This window comes from Chloroflexus sp. MS-G, from assembly GCF_000735195.1.
Lineage (GTDB): Bacteria > Chloroflexota > Chloroflexia > Chloroflexales > Chloroflexaceae > Chloroflexus.
Window position 1 is genome coordinate 17,042 of the sequence record NZ_JPIM01000056.1, and the last position, 14,305, is coordinate 31,346.

Below are 14,305 nucleotides of genomic sequence, written 5' to 3' on the forward strand. Positions count from 1 at the left end.
CGACGTAGGAGTCGTTTATCAGGAATCTCATCGCGTGATCATGGTCGATCACCGAGGAAGGAGCAACGCTATGATCGATCCTCTCGTCCAACGTCTGCTTGAGCATGTACTCGATACGCCGACGAAGCTACACTTGCTCCTTATGTTTCACGATCATCCGCGCACCGAGCTTACGGCAGCGGCGATTGCCGAGCGGCTCTTTCGCGATATATGGAGTGTACAGCAAGCCTTAGAAGATCTGACCGCGGCCGGTTTTTTGACGGTCGCAAATGTAGCCGCCGGACAACCTGTGTATCGCTACACACCACCACCTGAATGGCACGAAGCTATTCGCCGTCTGGTTCGCAGCTACAACGATCCCATTGAGCGCGATTTGATCCAGCGCACAATTCGCGATCTGTCTGTCTTCGCTTCGTTCCGGCGTAGCGAGCTGGAACGGTTTGAATTCGTCTGAGGTTTGTTCATTCTCTTCCTGGCCTCATCCTGCAAGGGGTGAGGCCACGTGCTCTAAGGCGTCGGCGTATTTAGCATTTCCAGGCGATTGCCGGGCTATCAGGGCTGCAATAAGTGCTTGCAGCCAATCTCTTTTGTTCGCCCCCTTCTCTGTCTGATCAGGCTACGGCCCGTAAGGAAACTGGCCGCTTCCATTCACTAATTCACCCGGAGAATTACTATTCCGTGAAAGAGTAGTAAATTGTACAATTTCAGTCAGCACATTCCCGTAAATATCGGTAATGCGCAACGTAAAGGGACCAGTCTCACCATTCGCGCACTTGCATTCGCGAATAAAGTAATTGTATGTGGTACGACTGAGCTGTACCCATTGATTCTGCGGAGTCAGATATTCCAGTTGAGCAATTGGATTGCGATGGTTACGTACCTGAAATGCCAACCACCATGGATTACTCCCAGCTTTGAGGTGAAACTGCACCGGCCCGCTGAGCATTGGACTGATGACACGCCAGGTAATTGGTACGCGCCCCCAGGCCCTTGGGGCAATGCGATCAAATGCTTCTGGGCTGAGATCAAGATGGTTTAAGCCACATCCCGGATTATCCGGACACATATCGACAATCCGCACAATGACGCTCCCTTGGGGCCCGAAAACTTCGACATACGCTCCACAATAGTCAGCATTGCCATAATTAAGGTAACTAATTGCGGCTACCATACGATCGCCAGGGATCGGGTCAAACAGGCAACTTCCACTCCCATCAGCTTCGAGATAGTACGTAGCCTCTCCGCTTAGCAACGGATTCTGGGCCGGTCGCACGACTAATGGCAGGTGGATACGATAGGGTGGTTGGGCAGATACCGCAGGAATGAACAACGCAATCAATCCTGCCAGACAGAGGAGGAGCAGATTGAATCGTCGGCGAGAGACCAACTGTACGCTCCTGATTGACCATCGCATACGTATCTCCTTTGAGTCAGCGTACCGTTTCCTACTCCTCCGCTTTCACCAACGCTTCCAATCGATCAATGTACGAGGCCATTATGGCAAAGGTACGTTCAATCGGTTCAGGAGAAGCTAGATCAACCCCGGCCCGGCGTAGAACCTCTAAGGGGAAGCGCGATCCGCCCGCCTTCAAAAATTCGTTAATGTAGCGCTCAGCTGCTCCGGCCTCGCCGGCAAGAATGGGGGCTGCCAGGGCATGAGCGCCGGCGATACCGGTTGCGTACTGGTATACGTAGAAATTGGAGTACAAATGGGTTGAAAATTGAGCCCACGTATTGCCAACCCGCCCCCGATCAACAACGACCTCTGATCCGTATCCCTCGGCAAAGAGATCGGCCATCAGTTCGTTGAAAATTGCAGCGGTTAACGGCTGTCCACGTTCGGCGCGCTGATGAATGATCAGCTCAAAGCGTGCCAGTGTCGGCATAACGAAGAAGTAGCGATGGAAGTTCGCCATCGCCTCCTCGATAATGGCGATCTGCGCGTTGCGGTCGGAGAGCGTCTTGAACAGATAGTCTCGCACCAGCGCCTGATTGAAGTTCGAGGCGACTTCGGCCAGAAAGAGTCCATAGTTCGTATAGATGACGGGCTGGGTACGGCGCGTGTAGTACGAATGCATCGAATGACCCAATTCGTGGGCGAGGGTACTCAGGCTAAAGATGTCATCGTTGTATGACATCATAATAAATGGATGCGTACCAGGCGCACCGGTTGAGAAAGCACCGGCACGTTTGCCACGGTTCGGATAGACATCAACCCAGCGCTGTTCCTGTAGACCACGCCGCATGATCTGCACGTATTCAGCGCCAAGAGGTGCCATCCCTTCGCAAATCCACTCAATTGCCTGCTCGTAGGGTACGACCAGAGGTGTAGCCAGCGGTGCTTTAGTATCGTAGACGTGTAACTCGTCAATGCCAAGCGCGGCCCGACGCACGCGCCAGTAGCGATGCCAGACCGGTAAATGGCGTTCAAAGGTAGCGATCAAATTGTGGAAAACTTCCAACGGAATAAAGTTCGGCTTTAACGCTGCTTCCAATGCCGAAGCGTACCGTCGTGCACGGGCGATAAACACGTTCTGTTTGACCCCGGCGGCCAGACATTGGGCCATCGTATTCTCAACGGCAATATGAGCATCGGCATAGCCTTCCCAGGCATTCTTACGGAGGGTTCGGTCGGGATGCGTAATCAGCGCATTAATCGTTCCCTGCGTAATTTCATGGGCTACGCCCTGGCTATCACGGGCGGGCGGGAAATGCAATTCTGCATTGGCCAGCACTCCATGGATCGCACTGGCTGCTGCAAATGGATCACGTACCTGCCCTAATAGCTCTTCAATCTCAGCCGAACGAATATGTGCTGCACGGGCGATCAGCCGCTCGAAATAATGGGTATAGGTTGCCAGGTGTTCATCACGCTCGGCCCACGCCAGCAGTTGTTCACCACCTATTGCCAGCAGCTCCGGTTCGCCAAATGCCAACGCTGCGCTAGCACGGGCCTGCAACCCAATGGCACGATCACGCATCGCACTTGCTTCGCGGTCGTTGGTATCGACGGCATAGAACATTGTGGCAAACACTGTGATCTGACCAACATTGCGGAGAATGGCTTCACTCAACCCCAGGAACTCGTTGATCACGTGCGGACCTTCTCGCAACCGACCGCGAAACTGAGCGGCGGTTGCAATCATTGCATCGGTTTCATCTATTGCTGCCTCCCACGCTGCCTGTGAGGGAAAGATACTGTATGGATCCCATTTGTAGCGATCAGGAATTGCGCTGCGTTCCGTAATTTTCTGCATAGGAATGTTCTCCTCTGTACGATGACGGTTCGCAGGTATTATACTCGTTTGTGCTACATTTCAGTGGATTTGTTCCTCGTTTCCGCTTGCGCAACCGTTCGCGACTCAACCTGACCCTGAGCACCGATCTGAAACGGACTGAGTGGCTGCAAACTGCAACTGGCGCAGAGTCTGGTTACTGCCGGTAATGCGGTGGGAGCAACGAGCAGTACAAGCCGATCATGGGGGGCAAAGACAGTGTTTCCGTTGGGAATGATGTAGCCTTCGTCACGTTGAATCTGAACAACGAGCAGACCGCGCGGAAGATCGGCGTCGATCAGCGATTTACCGACCAGTTCTGAGTCGGGAGGGATGTACGCTTCAAGGATTTGGCTAGCACCACTTACTTCGGGAACGAAGAGATGACTGTCAACGCTTTCGGCTTGTGTGGTCATCACACCGAGGCGACGAGCCACCCAGCGGATCGAAATCCCTTGAAGGAGCACCGATATGAGCACGATGAAAAAGACGAGATTGAAGAGGAGTGGTGCATCGGGTACCCCGGCCAGGAGAGGAAAGGTTGCCAGCACAATGGGTACTGCACCGCGCAATCCGGCCCAGGCGATCACAAGGAGTTGGGAAAGCGAGCGCCGCCACCAGCCTATCGCGATGATCACCGAGATCGGTCGAGCGACAAAGACGAGCCAGAGCGCCATAGCCAGGCCTTGCCCGGCAATCGCCGGTAGTTGTGATGGAAAGACGAGCAGACCTAGAACCAGGAACATGGCAATCTGGCAGAGCCATGCAATTCCGTCATGAAAACGCAGAATAGAACGTTTGTGAACAATGTTCGCATTGCCCAGCATGATCCCGGCCAGATAAACTGCCAGGAAGCCGTTACCGCCAATAATGGCTGTAAAGCCGTAAGTAAGGAGCGTTAGCGCCATCGTCAGCACAACGTACAGCCCTTCTTGTTGTAAGCGAATGCGGTTGATAATCCAGATCATGATTCGACCGCATGCGTATCCGCCGGCTGTACCTAACACCATCTGAATAATGAACAGAGGGATTAGTGTTAGCAGTGATGATTCAGGGTTCATCAGCAGTTGGGTCAGGCCGATGGTGAGAAACACCGCGATAGGGTCATTACTCCCCGACTCGAGTTCGATCAACGGTTCGAGTCGGTGTTTGAGATGAATACCGCGTGAACGCATGACGTTAAAAACCGCAGCCGCATCGGTAGAGGAGATAATCGCTCCTAAGAGCAGAGCAAGCGGCCAGTCGAAGCCAAGAATAAAGTGCGCACCAATCGCAGCGATGAGCGTACTGACCAATACCCCAACGTTGGCAAGAATTAATCCTTCAGTGAGGACCGGTTTGATGATCTTCCAGTCCGTGTCTAATCCTCCTGAAAAAAGGATATAGACAAGTGCCACCACACCAATAAGCTGAGCCAGTGCGGCATCGGTAAAAACGATGCCGCCCGGTCCATCTGAACCGGCCAGCATCCCAACAGCCATAAACAAGATGAGGGCTGGGACACCAAACCGGTTTGATGCTCGTGTTGCGGCGACGCTGATCGCCAGGAGGAGTCCAGTTATAAGCAGTAATGGTTCGCTTGCCATAGGTATTCTCTATGCAGGTAAGAGTAGCATAACATAGTCGGGGGAACGTCGGAGAAGTGGCGGTGAGTTTATAGTCGTTTGGAGTGGAAGTGCGGGGCAACGGTTTCCTGCTTCCACTCCACAGTCGTCTCGGACCTGATCGATTGCACTCGACAAAGGAACAACATGACGCTTCGTGCCGGTTATGCCAGTCACCGTAGCGGTGGGGGCGAGCGTAAAACCCGCCCCAGATGGCGTATTTGACGAGGAAAGGGAAGGAAGTTACCTTGTGTGGTGAACAAACATGGAATAGCGCAACGTTACCAACCCAGCACCAGCGCAAAGATCAGTGGTGCCACGATAGTTGCATCTGATTCGATGACAAATTTAGGCGTATCCACTGCCAGTTTCCCCCAGGTAATCTTCTCATTTGGTACAGCACCTGAATATGAACCGTAGCTCGTGGTTGAATCACTGATCTGGCAGAAATACCCCCAGACTGGAACACCGTCGCGTCCTAAATCTTGATGTAACATTGGCACTACACAAATCGGAAAATCACCAGCAATACCGCCCCCAATCTGGAAAAAGCCAATTGAGGCTTCTGCCGAAGTGCGGGTGTACCAGTCGGCCAGATCGATCATATACTCGATACCGGTACGTACTGTGTGGACATTCTTGATTTCGCCGGTAATACAATGAGCAGCATACATATTCCCGGTTGTCGAGTCTTCCCATCCCGGAACGTAAATTGGTAGGTTCCGCTCCATTGCGGCATACACCCACGAGTCGCGTGGATCAATCTGGTAATACTGTTCGAGTTTACCGGTGCGCAAGATGCGATAGATAAACTCGTGCGGGAAGAAGCGTTCACCGGTTCGATCGGCCTGCGTCCACTCATCGAGCAGGGCTTTTTCGAGGCGCCGCAACGCTTCTTCTTCAGGAATGCAGGTATCGGTCACTCGATTCATATGGCGTTCCAGCAGCTCTTGTTCTTGCTGCGGACTCAGGTCGCGATAATGGGGCACTCGCTCGTAGAAGTCGTGGGCGATCAGATTGAAAATATCCTCTTCCAGATTGGCGCCGGTGCAGGAAATCGCATGTACTTTGTTCTGCCGGATCATCTCGGCCAGGGAAAGGCCGAGTTCGGCAGTGCTCATTGCACCGGCCAGGGTAATCATCATCTTTCCACCCTGATCGAGATGACGGCGATACGCCTCGGCGGCGTCAACTAATGCAGCCGCATTGAAATGCCGAAAATGATGACGAATGAACTGGCTAACCGATCCTTTGGTCATTGCTGTATGTCCTTTCTGCTCATTTGTCCTGTTGCATCTTATGAGGCACTGTATGCTCACGCCTGCTGATTATAGCACCTTCATCCCTTCCTCCCGTTACTTGTGAGGTTTTCCACTTGAAACCAAGGGATAATTTACCAAAACTTTACAAAAAACTTAACCTGTGCTGAAAAAGGATTGCTACAATCATCTCACCGCGATATGAGATGCATAACCGGCATGTTGTATACCAGCCAGTGCACTGTTGTTGCCAACCATGGAATGTGGCACCTCTCACCAGGTTTGTGAGTAGTACTGGTATGGTCAGGAATGGTCGGAGTGCATCGTCTGGAAGCAGCAGTGTAGCACGTTAAAGGAGGTCCTATGTCGGATCTAACGAAGCTCCCGGTGGCGGAGCGCAACCGTCGGTACTGGCAAGAGAATCTGCGCCTGATCACCATTCTGTTAGTGATCTGGTTTGCCGTTTCGTATGTGCCAGTCCTGTTCGTCGAAGCATTGAATAACATCGTCATTGCCGGTTTTCCGCTCGGCTACTACATGGGCAGTCAGGGATCGCTCATTGTCTTCGTCGTCGAAATTTTCTACTACGCTTACGCAATGAACAAGTTGGATGCCAAGTACGGTTTGAGTGATCGTGACCGCTAATAAAGTCTTTTCATCTTCAAAGGAGGAGAACTGATGTCTGCTTCAGCTCAGAGCCAGAGCGTTTTTCGTAACCGGTTAGCACGCTACTACGGTTACTTTACGATTGGTTTTATCGGCTTTAGCCTGCTAATGTTGCTGCTGGAGGTATTGGCCGGCTTACCCACCCAAATTATTGGCTGGATTTTCCTGTTGCTAACGATGGCCCTCTACGCGACGATTGGTATTCTCTCGCGAACCAAGCTGCTCGATGAATACTACGTTGCTGGGCGTAATGTGCCGGCTGTCTTCAACGGCATGGCCACCGGCGCCGACTGGATGAGCGCGGCATCGTTTATTTCGATGGCCGGTACTCTCTGGCTACTCGGCTACGATGGTCTGGCCTACATTATGGGCTGGACGGGCGGCTACGTGCTGCTGGCGCTGCTCTTCGCGCCGTATCTGCGCAAGTTCGGTCAGTACACAATACCTGACTTCGTTGGTGCTCGCTTCGGTGGTAATACGGCACGGGTTGTAGCGGCCATCTGCGCGATCATTGTTTCACTGACCTACGTTACGGCACAGGTAGTTGGTGTCGGTCTCATCATGCAGCGCTTTGTTGGCGTTGACTACACCATCGGTGTCATTCTTGGGCTGTCGGGGGTGTTGGTCTGTTCGTTCCTGGGTGGAATGAAGGCTGTAACTTGGACGCAGGTAGCTCAATATATCATTCTGATCACCGCATACCTGATTCCGGTAACGGCTCTGTCAATTCAGCTTACTGGTTTCCCGATTCCGCAGTTGAGCTATGGTCAGGCCCTTCAGCGGATTCAAGAGCTGGAAGTTCAGCAGGGTTTGTCGAAGAAGACCGAGTCACCAGTAGTCCCTGGGAAATTTATTACCAGTGGTTATATTCCACCCTTTAACGAGGGCCTTAGCAACGCTGCCGCAGTCGATGCTGTTAAGCAGCTCAACACACAGTTCGGGCTGAATCTGACCCCACCGGCTGCACAAACAATTCCAGACCCTAAGAAGCCGGAGTTGGGTGACTGGCGTGGTACACCCTGGAACTTCCTCGCGCTGATGGCCTGTCTCATGCTGGGGACTGCCGGTCTGCCACATATCCTCATTCGTTTCTACACTGTGCCGAGCGTTCGTGAGAGCCGAATGAGCGTTGGTTGGTCGCTCTTCTTCATCTTCCTCTTGTACTTTACTGCGCCTGCCTACGCTGCCTTCTCGCGCTGGCAAATTCTGGAAAATGTGGTCGGTAAGCAGATCAGTGAGTTGCCCGGTTGGACGAAGACTTGGGCTAGCAACGGTCTGATCGTGATTCGTGACCTGAAGGTTCTCGATGGAGTTGAGATCGGTAAAGAACCGGGCTGGGTGAAGAACTTAATCAATGCCAAATCACTGGTCGTTGAGGATGCGAACGGCAATGGCAAGATCGATCTTGGAGAATGGGAGGACATCGGTGAGGGCAAGGGTCGCGCTGGTGAGATTTCTGGTACGGTGGTAACGAAGGCACGGGTCGATGGCATCTTGCAGCTTAACGAGTTGGGCCGCGCTGCGGCTGATGGAATCGATGGCGACCTGGTCGTGCTCTCGACCCCGGATATTGCTGGTCTCCCCTTCACGATCGGCGCGATGATCGCAGCGGGTGGTCTGGCAGCAGCACTCAGCACAGCTGACGGTCTGCTCGTGGTGATTGCATCGGCGATTGCCCACGACATCTACTTCCGCACGATTAACCCCAAGGCCAGCCTCAACACTCGTATCGTGCTGGGTAAGTCGATGATTGTGGTAGCTGCTGTTATTGCTGCACTCCTGGCAATGCCACGCCTCGCCCTAATCGCCCAAATGGTGGCCTGGGCCTTCTCGATGGCTGCCTCGACATTCTTCCCGGTCGTGTTGCTCGGTATCTTCTGGAAGCGTGCGAATGGCCCCGGTGCCATTGCTGGAATGATCGGTGGTCTGGCCGTTACACTCTTCTACATGGCGAATAACTACGTCAATCCAGCGTTCAATGTCCTTGGCATCTCACATCTCGGCGCCGGTATCTTTGGTCTGCCAGTGGCGATTATCTTGATTGTGGTGGTGAGCTTGCTCACGAAGGAACCATCGAAAGAGATTCAGGACCTAGTAGACAATCTGCGCAACCCGATTACCGATGACGAGGGTATGTCTAAGATGATCGATAAGATGGCGCCGGCGAAGTAAACCAGTTATCTGAACAGTTGGTAGCGTGGGAAACTATTCCCACGCTATTTTTCTTTCCCTCACCGATTCGGATGTGCTATACTGCTGGTGTATGAAGCAGCGCAGTGGTTTTTCAATCGGCATCATAACGTATTGGCTTGCTGTCGTTTTACTGTTCACCATCCTGGTAGCCTGTAGTCCGCTCCAGGTGGTTGATCCGTCACCATCTGCGGTTCCTGCTGAGACGCCAGTACCGGTGTTGCCATCACCGACAGGTCGGGCAACACCCACATTACCCCCTACACCGACGATCATACCCTCGTCTCCGACCCCAGTTATCCCAACAGCTACCGCCCCTGCTCAGACGGCACAGACTCTGCGCCGTGAACCGCCTCTCGGCACCTTCTTCTTCTACTGGTATAACTGTCCACAGCAAGAATGTGATGCGAGGCAACTACTTGCCGTCCCACCGGGATGGTTGACACCACTTCCCGGCGATCCTGATCCACGTGATGGCTTCAGTTACTCTTCGTATAACTACGACTGGTACGAGCAAGAGCTGCGGACAATGGCAGCAACCGGTATTGATATGGTCTTTCCGGTGAGCTGGGGCGATCATCCGCATCCGTGGTTTCGCAATGATCGGCTTGATCTCCTGGTGCAGGCCAACGGTGTGCTTGAACAACCTCTGGCAATCGGGATGTTTCTCGATACCACCGCCCAACAGGGAATGTATCAAGAGTTCCTTGGCCAAGGGTACCGTTTTGGGCCTGATGTTCCACGTCTCCCCTTGCGTGATCCGCGGAGCGGTTATTTCTTCTACAACCTGCACATTCGCGATTTCTTCAACCGGGTACCACGCGAGATGTGGGCCACTATCAATGGACGACCCATCATTATTACTTACACTGCTCTGTGCTGTGATAATCTGGAGCTGAGTGGTACCTTGTGGCGAGCGGTGAAGGATGCATTTCGGGCCGATTTTGGCGTTGAACCCTGGCTGATTCTGGAAGAGACCTGGCTGAATCCCCAGGCATTAGCACCGCCATCTGGTTTACCGGATAGTGCACAAGTAGCTGATGGTGTCTATCGTTGGGGGACGGCTCTGCTGGGGCCGTACACTGGTGAGTTGCGTGGGTTCAAGGTAAGCAGTGTTGGCCCTGGTTTCGACAATTCACGCATTCCGGGAGTACGCGAGCCGCGCATTCAACCACGCGATGAGCCACCAGGCGGTGGGTCGGTGGAACCCGGAGCATTCCTGCGTACCAGCCTGGCGGCTATTCCCCGCGATACCGATCTGGTGTTGATCGAGACGTGGAATGAGTGGCCAGAAAATACCGCTGTTGCGCTGGCAGCCTATACCGACCGTGAGGGTCGTTCCCTTCCCCCCGATTTCTACCTTCAGATCATCCGTGAATGGCGTGCGCACTTTACCCCGTTGCCGTAATGGATAAAGACAGAAAACATTGCGGGTAACGTTTCCCTCTCACGCCGGTCAAACACTGGTACAATACCATTATGAAACAGGTGTTTGCCTTGTGCGCCTAGAAAGATTGTTCTATGAGTTGGACGTTTCTGACCAATCACGCTTATGTTCTGCTGTGTATTACCCGTAATCCGCGGGCCACGGCTCAAGAAATTGCACAGATGGTCGGCATTACCGAACGTGCTGTGCAACGAATTCTTCACGACCTGCACGAGGAAGGGTACATCTCGCACGTGCGTGAGGGTCGGCATAACTACTATACGATCTATGGAGATCGTTCGCTACGACATCCAACGTTGCAAGGAATTACGCTACGCGAGTTGTTGGCAGTGCTTGCCAATGGTGCTGTTGTTGCCGGGGAATGAGGTAGGAAGTGGGGATTATCGTTTCGAGAGTGTTTGAACGTACTCTGCTCGATATTGAGGGAGAGACGCAAGATTGAGCGCAAGCGGATGCGCATATCTTCATTCCGCGCACGCTGCGGTTATACGAACAGCCTGACTCAACCTCTGACACTAAGCCTGCTAGGTTCTGGTAGCTGCACGAGCGAACATACTGGGGAAACTGGCGGGGCTGGCGCGACTCGAACGCGCAACCATCGACTTAGAAGGTCGGTGCTCTATCCATTGAGCTACAGCCCCGCACGCCCATACTATACTGCAAAATCATCGATTCTGGCAAGAGATCTCTGGTAGAGACTGTCTCCTCTGCTCCCACCGGGGGCAAGGAAAGGAGAGGCATGCCCTCCTCACCTTCCCCCAGTCTCCTCCCGAAGCAGGGGAGGATGGTGACCTACGGGTACGGACAGGTATGTTCGGTAACGACGCGGCATGGGGCGGTTGGGAATCGCGCCACTTCTCACACCTCGCACCACCTCTATCGGCTATTGAAAAGCTCTGTGCATCCGAAGACTCAGTTCGCCGCAATCTGCTCGAAGCTAAGCTGGTAATTACGGCTCGTTACATCACCTAAACGTGCTGGCCAACGTCCGGTAATTGCCTGCGTAATTTTGCCAGCGTGTTCGTGACAGTTCTCGATAAAGAGGGTATAACGTTGCTGAATACCGGCAGCAACCGTACCAGCTAGATATAAGCCAGGAACATTGGTTTCCATCGTTGCCGGATTATAAACCGGCACCCGATTCGGCCCTTGCAAGATGACGCCTGCCTGTTCAAGCAAACGTTGATCGCCACGAAAGCCGGTCGCCAGCAGCACAAAATCGGTCGGATAGTAGAACTGTTCAGCCGTCGGTTGACCATCGTCATCGGTATGCGCCAGCAGTACACCGCCCGTATCAATTGCTATCGGGCTTGTCTGCGCTAAAAATCGAATTGTTCCAGCTTCAACCTGAGCCATAAAGTCTGGCAGCAACCAGTGTTTCACCCGATTGGGATCAAGTTGCGCACGTCGATACGCCAGTGTTACCTGTACACCCGCTCGCCAGCAACGTAGTGCTGCCTCAACCGCCGAATTCTTCCCGCCGATAATCAACAACCGACGGCGAAAATACTCGTGCGGATCATGGAAATAGTGGCTTACGTGTGGTAGATCTTCACCGGGAATACCGAGCCGATTCGGATAGTGCATATCACCGATTGCCAGTACGACTTTTCGAGCCTGATAGCGCCGTTCACCACTGATTGGTCGAGTAATCAGCGTGAAGCCATCCTGATCACGTACCAATTCAGTAACCGGCTCGTAGGTGTGGACATGGAGATCGAACAACTCAACCACCGAACGCAAGTATGCCAGATACTCTTCACCGGTAATGCGCTGCTGATGGTTATTCTGAATTGGTACACCGGCAATCGCTAAGCGTTCGGTGGTGCTGAAAAAGTTCGTATTCCGCGGCCACCAGGTCATAGTATAGCCGATCTGATGAGCATCAAACTGAATATAGTCAACACCAGCCTGTTTAAGACAGACTGCCAGTTCAAGCCCGATTGGCCCGGCGCCGATAATTGCTACTTCATGTGACGCCGTTAGCGGTAATTCCTCATATCCTGTCATCTGTTGCCTCCATTTTATAACTGTACTCGTGCCACATGTATCATACCCGTAATTGAGCGTGAGAAGCGAGAAGGGCAATGAAGAAAAGGGAGAGCGGAGGAGTGTATTTCAAATGAGGCGTTTTTAGCGTTCTCAACTTCGATGTATCGTCGGTGACCGAGTTGATCACCCGCGATTATCTGGGGGAAATGCCCCCGCATCGCCTTCCTCCTGGCATCCCACCGTTGGAGAAGGCGTCCCCCTCTCCATCACCCCATCCTGATTTCCCTCCGGGTCGGGTGAAGATGCGTTCAAGTGCCTGGGGTATGAACACCATCGCTGTGCGTGCAATCGTCAACGAGAGCCGATGGATAGTAAACAGCACTTCGCATGAAGCACTGTCTGGTATGGAACGGAAGGTGCATACACTGCGTATCGCATTCATCTGCACGAACATGAACCTGGTATGTTTGAAAACCATGGATGAGCACACGAACACCCCGCCAGGAGAATTGAACCCGTGCTGAACGGTATAGAGACGGGCATAATCGGCCAGACGAGAAACGTGAGGTTCGTCAGAACCGGAAGCTGTACGCTGTCGCATGCATTGCAGACGGGTTGGGAATTGCTTCAATTCTGCTCACTCCTCAATTCTCTCCCTCTCTCTTCACCTCGCCACTGCCTGGAAAGAGAAAGCATGTTGAAAATTCCTATTGACACAAACGTTCTAATATGATATGGTAATGATAGACGACGAGCAGGTACGTGCAAGGAAGAGGAGGATACGTGATGCTGACCTCAGTTGATATTCCGCAGGCTGATCTCCTTTGGGATGTAGCGCGTGTAGCTGAAGCAATTGCACGTGGACGAGTGACGGCTGAAGATATTGGTGCCTACATCGGTGCAAAAGGTCAGCGTCAGGGACTCTACTACATGCAGGCTGCTCGCATTATCGGGCTGATCGAGATCGGCGAACAGGCTGAAACAGCCCAGCTCACCAAATTTGGTCTCGCTTTTGTCCGCTATAACCGCGCCGATCAACGTGCTGCGCTACGTCGCCAGTTGTTCCGCTATGAACCAACTCGATCAGTGATCGCTGCTTTGCGGGGCGCTCCCGAAGGACTTACCCGTAACGATGTTGCTCGTATCTTGCAAAAGCTTGCCCCACTTGCCGACTCAACAGCTCAACGCCGTGCTTCAACGGTGATTGCCTGGTTGACCGAGATTGGGTTGGCCGACTGGCGTGACAACCGGTTGTTCTACTGTGGGCCTGCGTTACCGGTTACCCCTTCGGTGATGCCATCAAATACGGTCTCTTTCGCTACCGGTGCGTAAGCGGTGTAGCGAACGCCAGGGTGCGATCTTGCCGTGTATCTACGCAGCATTTTTGTTACCGCTACAGCACTAAGGTCAGGGCTGGTGTGTGAGTTAATCGTACCCAATACCGTATTGCTCGCTCAACCCTTACGATATACTCGTGCCAGACCACATCGCCAATTATCGCCGTTATCGTGTTCGTCACCGTATTGGTTGCTCTCACCTGTCCGGTGTTTCCTGCATCAAACGGTAGGGCAAACACAGAGCAGCACGCACTGACAGCGTGTGTTCATTATCGTCACAAGGTTGGTCTTTTTCGACTATTATGCTCTTCATCACAGGCATCGGTTAGAGTGGGTGTCAAGTCCGTTTCAATCTCATCCAACCATATCCGCGAAGGGGAAAGATGCGGGGGAGCAGGTTCGTGCCGTAGTACGAATCTTGGCTGGCTGAAGCATGGTGAATCGGCAAAGATCATATTCAGCGCCTTCAGTTTCCGGTGCGTGCCGTAGCACGAGTCCCCCTCCACCTGGCGCATTGACCATGCCCACGCGGCTT

General features: G+C 53.0%; 12 protein-coding genes and 1 tRNA gene. 6 read left to right on the top strand and 7 right to left on the bottom strand.

Annotated features, from left to right (window positions below):
* Positions 1-70: 70 nt before the first annotated feature.
* Positions 71-454, top strand: a complete 384-nt coding sequence (locus tag JE47_RS0111470) for a MarR family transcriptional regulator (RefSeq protein ID WP_031459894.1) — start codon at positions 71-73, stop codon at positions 452-454.
* Between the two features lie 162 nt (positions 455-616).
* Here the strand turns inward: JE47_RS0111470 and JE47_RS0111475 are convergent, their stop codons facing one another.
* The 4 genes from JE47_RS0111475 to JE47_RS0111490 all read right to left on the bottom strand — a co-directional run bounded on the left by JE47_RS0111475 (position 617) and on the right by JE47_RS0111490 (position 6,138).
* A complete protein-coding gene (locus JE47_RS0111475) occupies positions 617-1,414 on the bottom strand; it encodes an expansin EXLX1 family cellulose-binding protein (RefSeq protein ID WP_031459895.1) in 798 nt (265 codons plus the stop codon).
* A gap of 31 nt (positions 1,415-1,445) precedes the next feature.
* Positions 1,446-3,257 (bottom strand): oligoendopeptidase F, encoded by a 1,812-nt coding sequence (gene pepF, locus JE47_RS0111480; RefSeq protein WP_031459896.1) that lies wholly within the window; start codon positions 3,255-3,257, stop codon positions 1,446-1,448.
* A 53-nt stretch (positions 3,258-3,310) separates the two neighbouring features.
* Positions 3,311-4,861, bottom strand: coding sequence for a potassium/proton antiporter (locus JE47_RS0111485; RefSeq protein ID WP_035419380.1), 1,551 nt, complete (start codon positions 4,859-4,861; stop codon positions 3,311-3,313).
* A 299-nt stretch (positions 4,862-5,160) separates the two neighbouring features.
* Positions 5,161-6,138, bottom strand: coding sequence for a deoxyhypusine synthase family protein (locus JE47_RS0111490; protein WP_031459898.1), 978 nt, complete (start codon positions 6,136-6,138; stop codon positions 5,161-5,163).
* A 363-nt stretch (positions 6,139-6,501) separates the two neighbouring features.
* On the opposite strand from JE47_RS0111490, the gene JE47_RS0111495 reads away from it, so the two are divergent.
* The 4 genes from JE47_RS0111495 to JE47_RS0111510 all read left to right on the top strand — a co-directional run bounded on the left by JE47_RS0111495 (position 6,502) and on the right by JE47_RS0111510 (position 10,806).
* On the top strand, positions 6,502-6,783 hold the full coding sequence (locus JE47_RS0111495) for a DUF4212 domain-containing protein (protein ID WP_028459820.1): 282 nt from the start codon (positions 6,502-6,504) through the stop codon (positions 6,781-6,783).
* Positions 6,784-6,816: 33 nt separating this feature from the next.
* Positions 6,817-8,976, top strand: coding sequence for a sodium:solute symporter family protein (locus JE47_RS0111500; RefSeq protein WP_031459899.1), 2,160 nt, complete (start codon positions 6,817-6,819; stop codon positions 8,974-8,976).
* A 91-nt stretch (positions 8,977-9,067) separates the two neighbouring features.
* Complete coding sequence (locus JE47_RS0111505) at positions 9,068-10,402, top strand: DUF5010 domain-containing protein (RefSeq protein ID WP_031459900.1); 1,335 nt, start codon at positions 9,068-9,070, stop codon at positions 10,400-10,402.
* Positions 10,403-10,515: 113 nt separating this feature from the next.
* A complete protein-coding gene (locus JE47_RS0111510; RefSeq protein WP_031459901.1) occupies positions 10,516-10,806 on the top strand; it encodes a helix-turn-helix transcriptional regulator in 291 nt (96 codons plus the stop codon).
* Positions 10,807-11,006: 200 nt separating this feature from the next.
* On the opposite strand, the gene JE47_RS0111515 is transcribed toward JE47_RS0111510, so the two are convergent.
* Together JE47_RS0111515 and JE47_RS0111520 are read right to left on the bottom strand one after the other, a co-directional pair.
* A tRNA-Arg gene (locus JE47_RS0111515) sits at positions 11,007-11,082 on the bottom strand.
* Between the two features lie 271 nt (positions 11,083-11,353).
* Positions 11,354-12,451 (bottom strand): NAD(P)-binding domain-containing protein, encoded by a 1,098-nt coding sequence (locus tag JE47_RS0111520; RefSeq protein ID WP_031459902.1) that lies wholly within the window; start codon positions 12,449-12,451, stop codon positions 11,354-11,356.
* Between the two features lie 768 nt (positions 12,452-13,219).
* Here JE47_RS0111520 and JE47_RS0111525 point away from each other — a divergent pair.
* Complete coding sequence (locus tag JE47_RS0111525) at positions 13,220-13,765, top strand: DUF7226 domain-containing protein (protein WP_031459903.1); 546 nt, start codon at positions 13,220-13,222, stop codon at positions 13,763-13,765.
* Between the two features lie 61 nt (positions 13,766-13,826).
* Here JE47_RS0111525 and JE47_RS21785 read toward each other — a convergent pair whose 3' ends face one another.
* Positions 13,827-13,970 carry a hypothetical protein gene (locus JE47_RS21785; protein ID WP_160173282.1) on the bottom strand — a complete coding sequence of 48 codons (144 nt, stop codon included), beginning with the start codon at positions 13,968-13,970 and terminating at the stop codon, positions 13,827-13,829.
* Between the last annotated feature and the right edge of the window lie 335 nt (positions 13,971-14,305).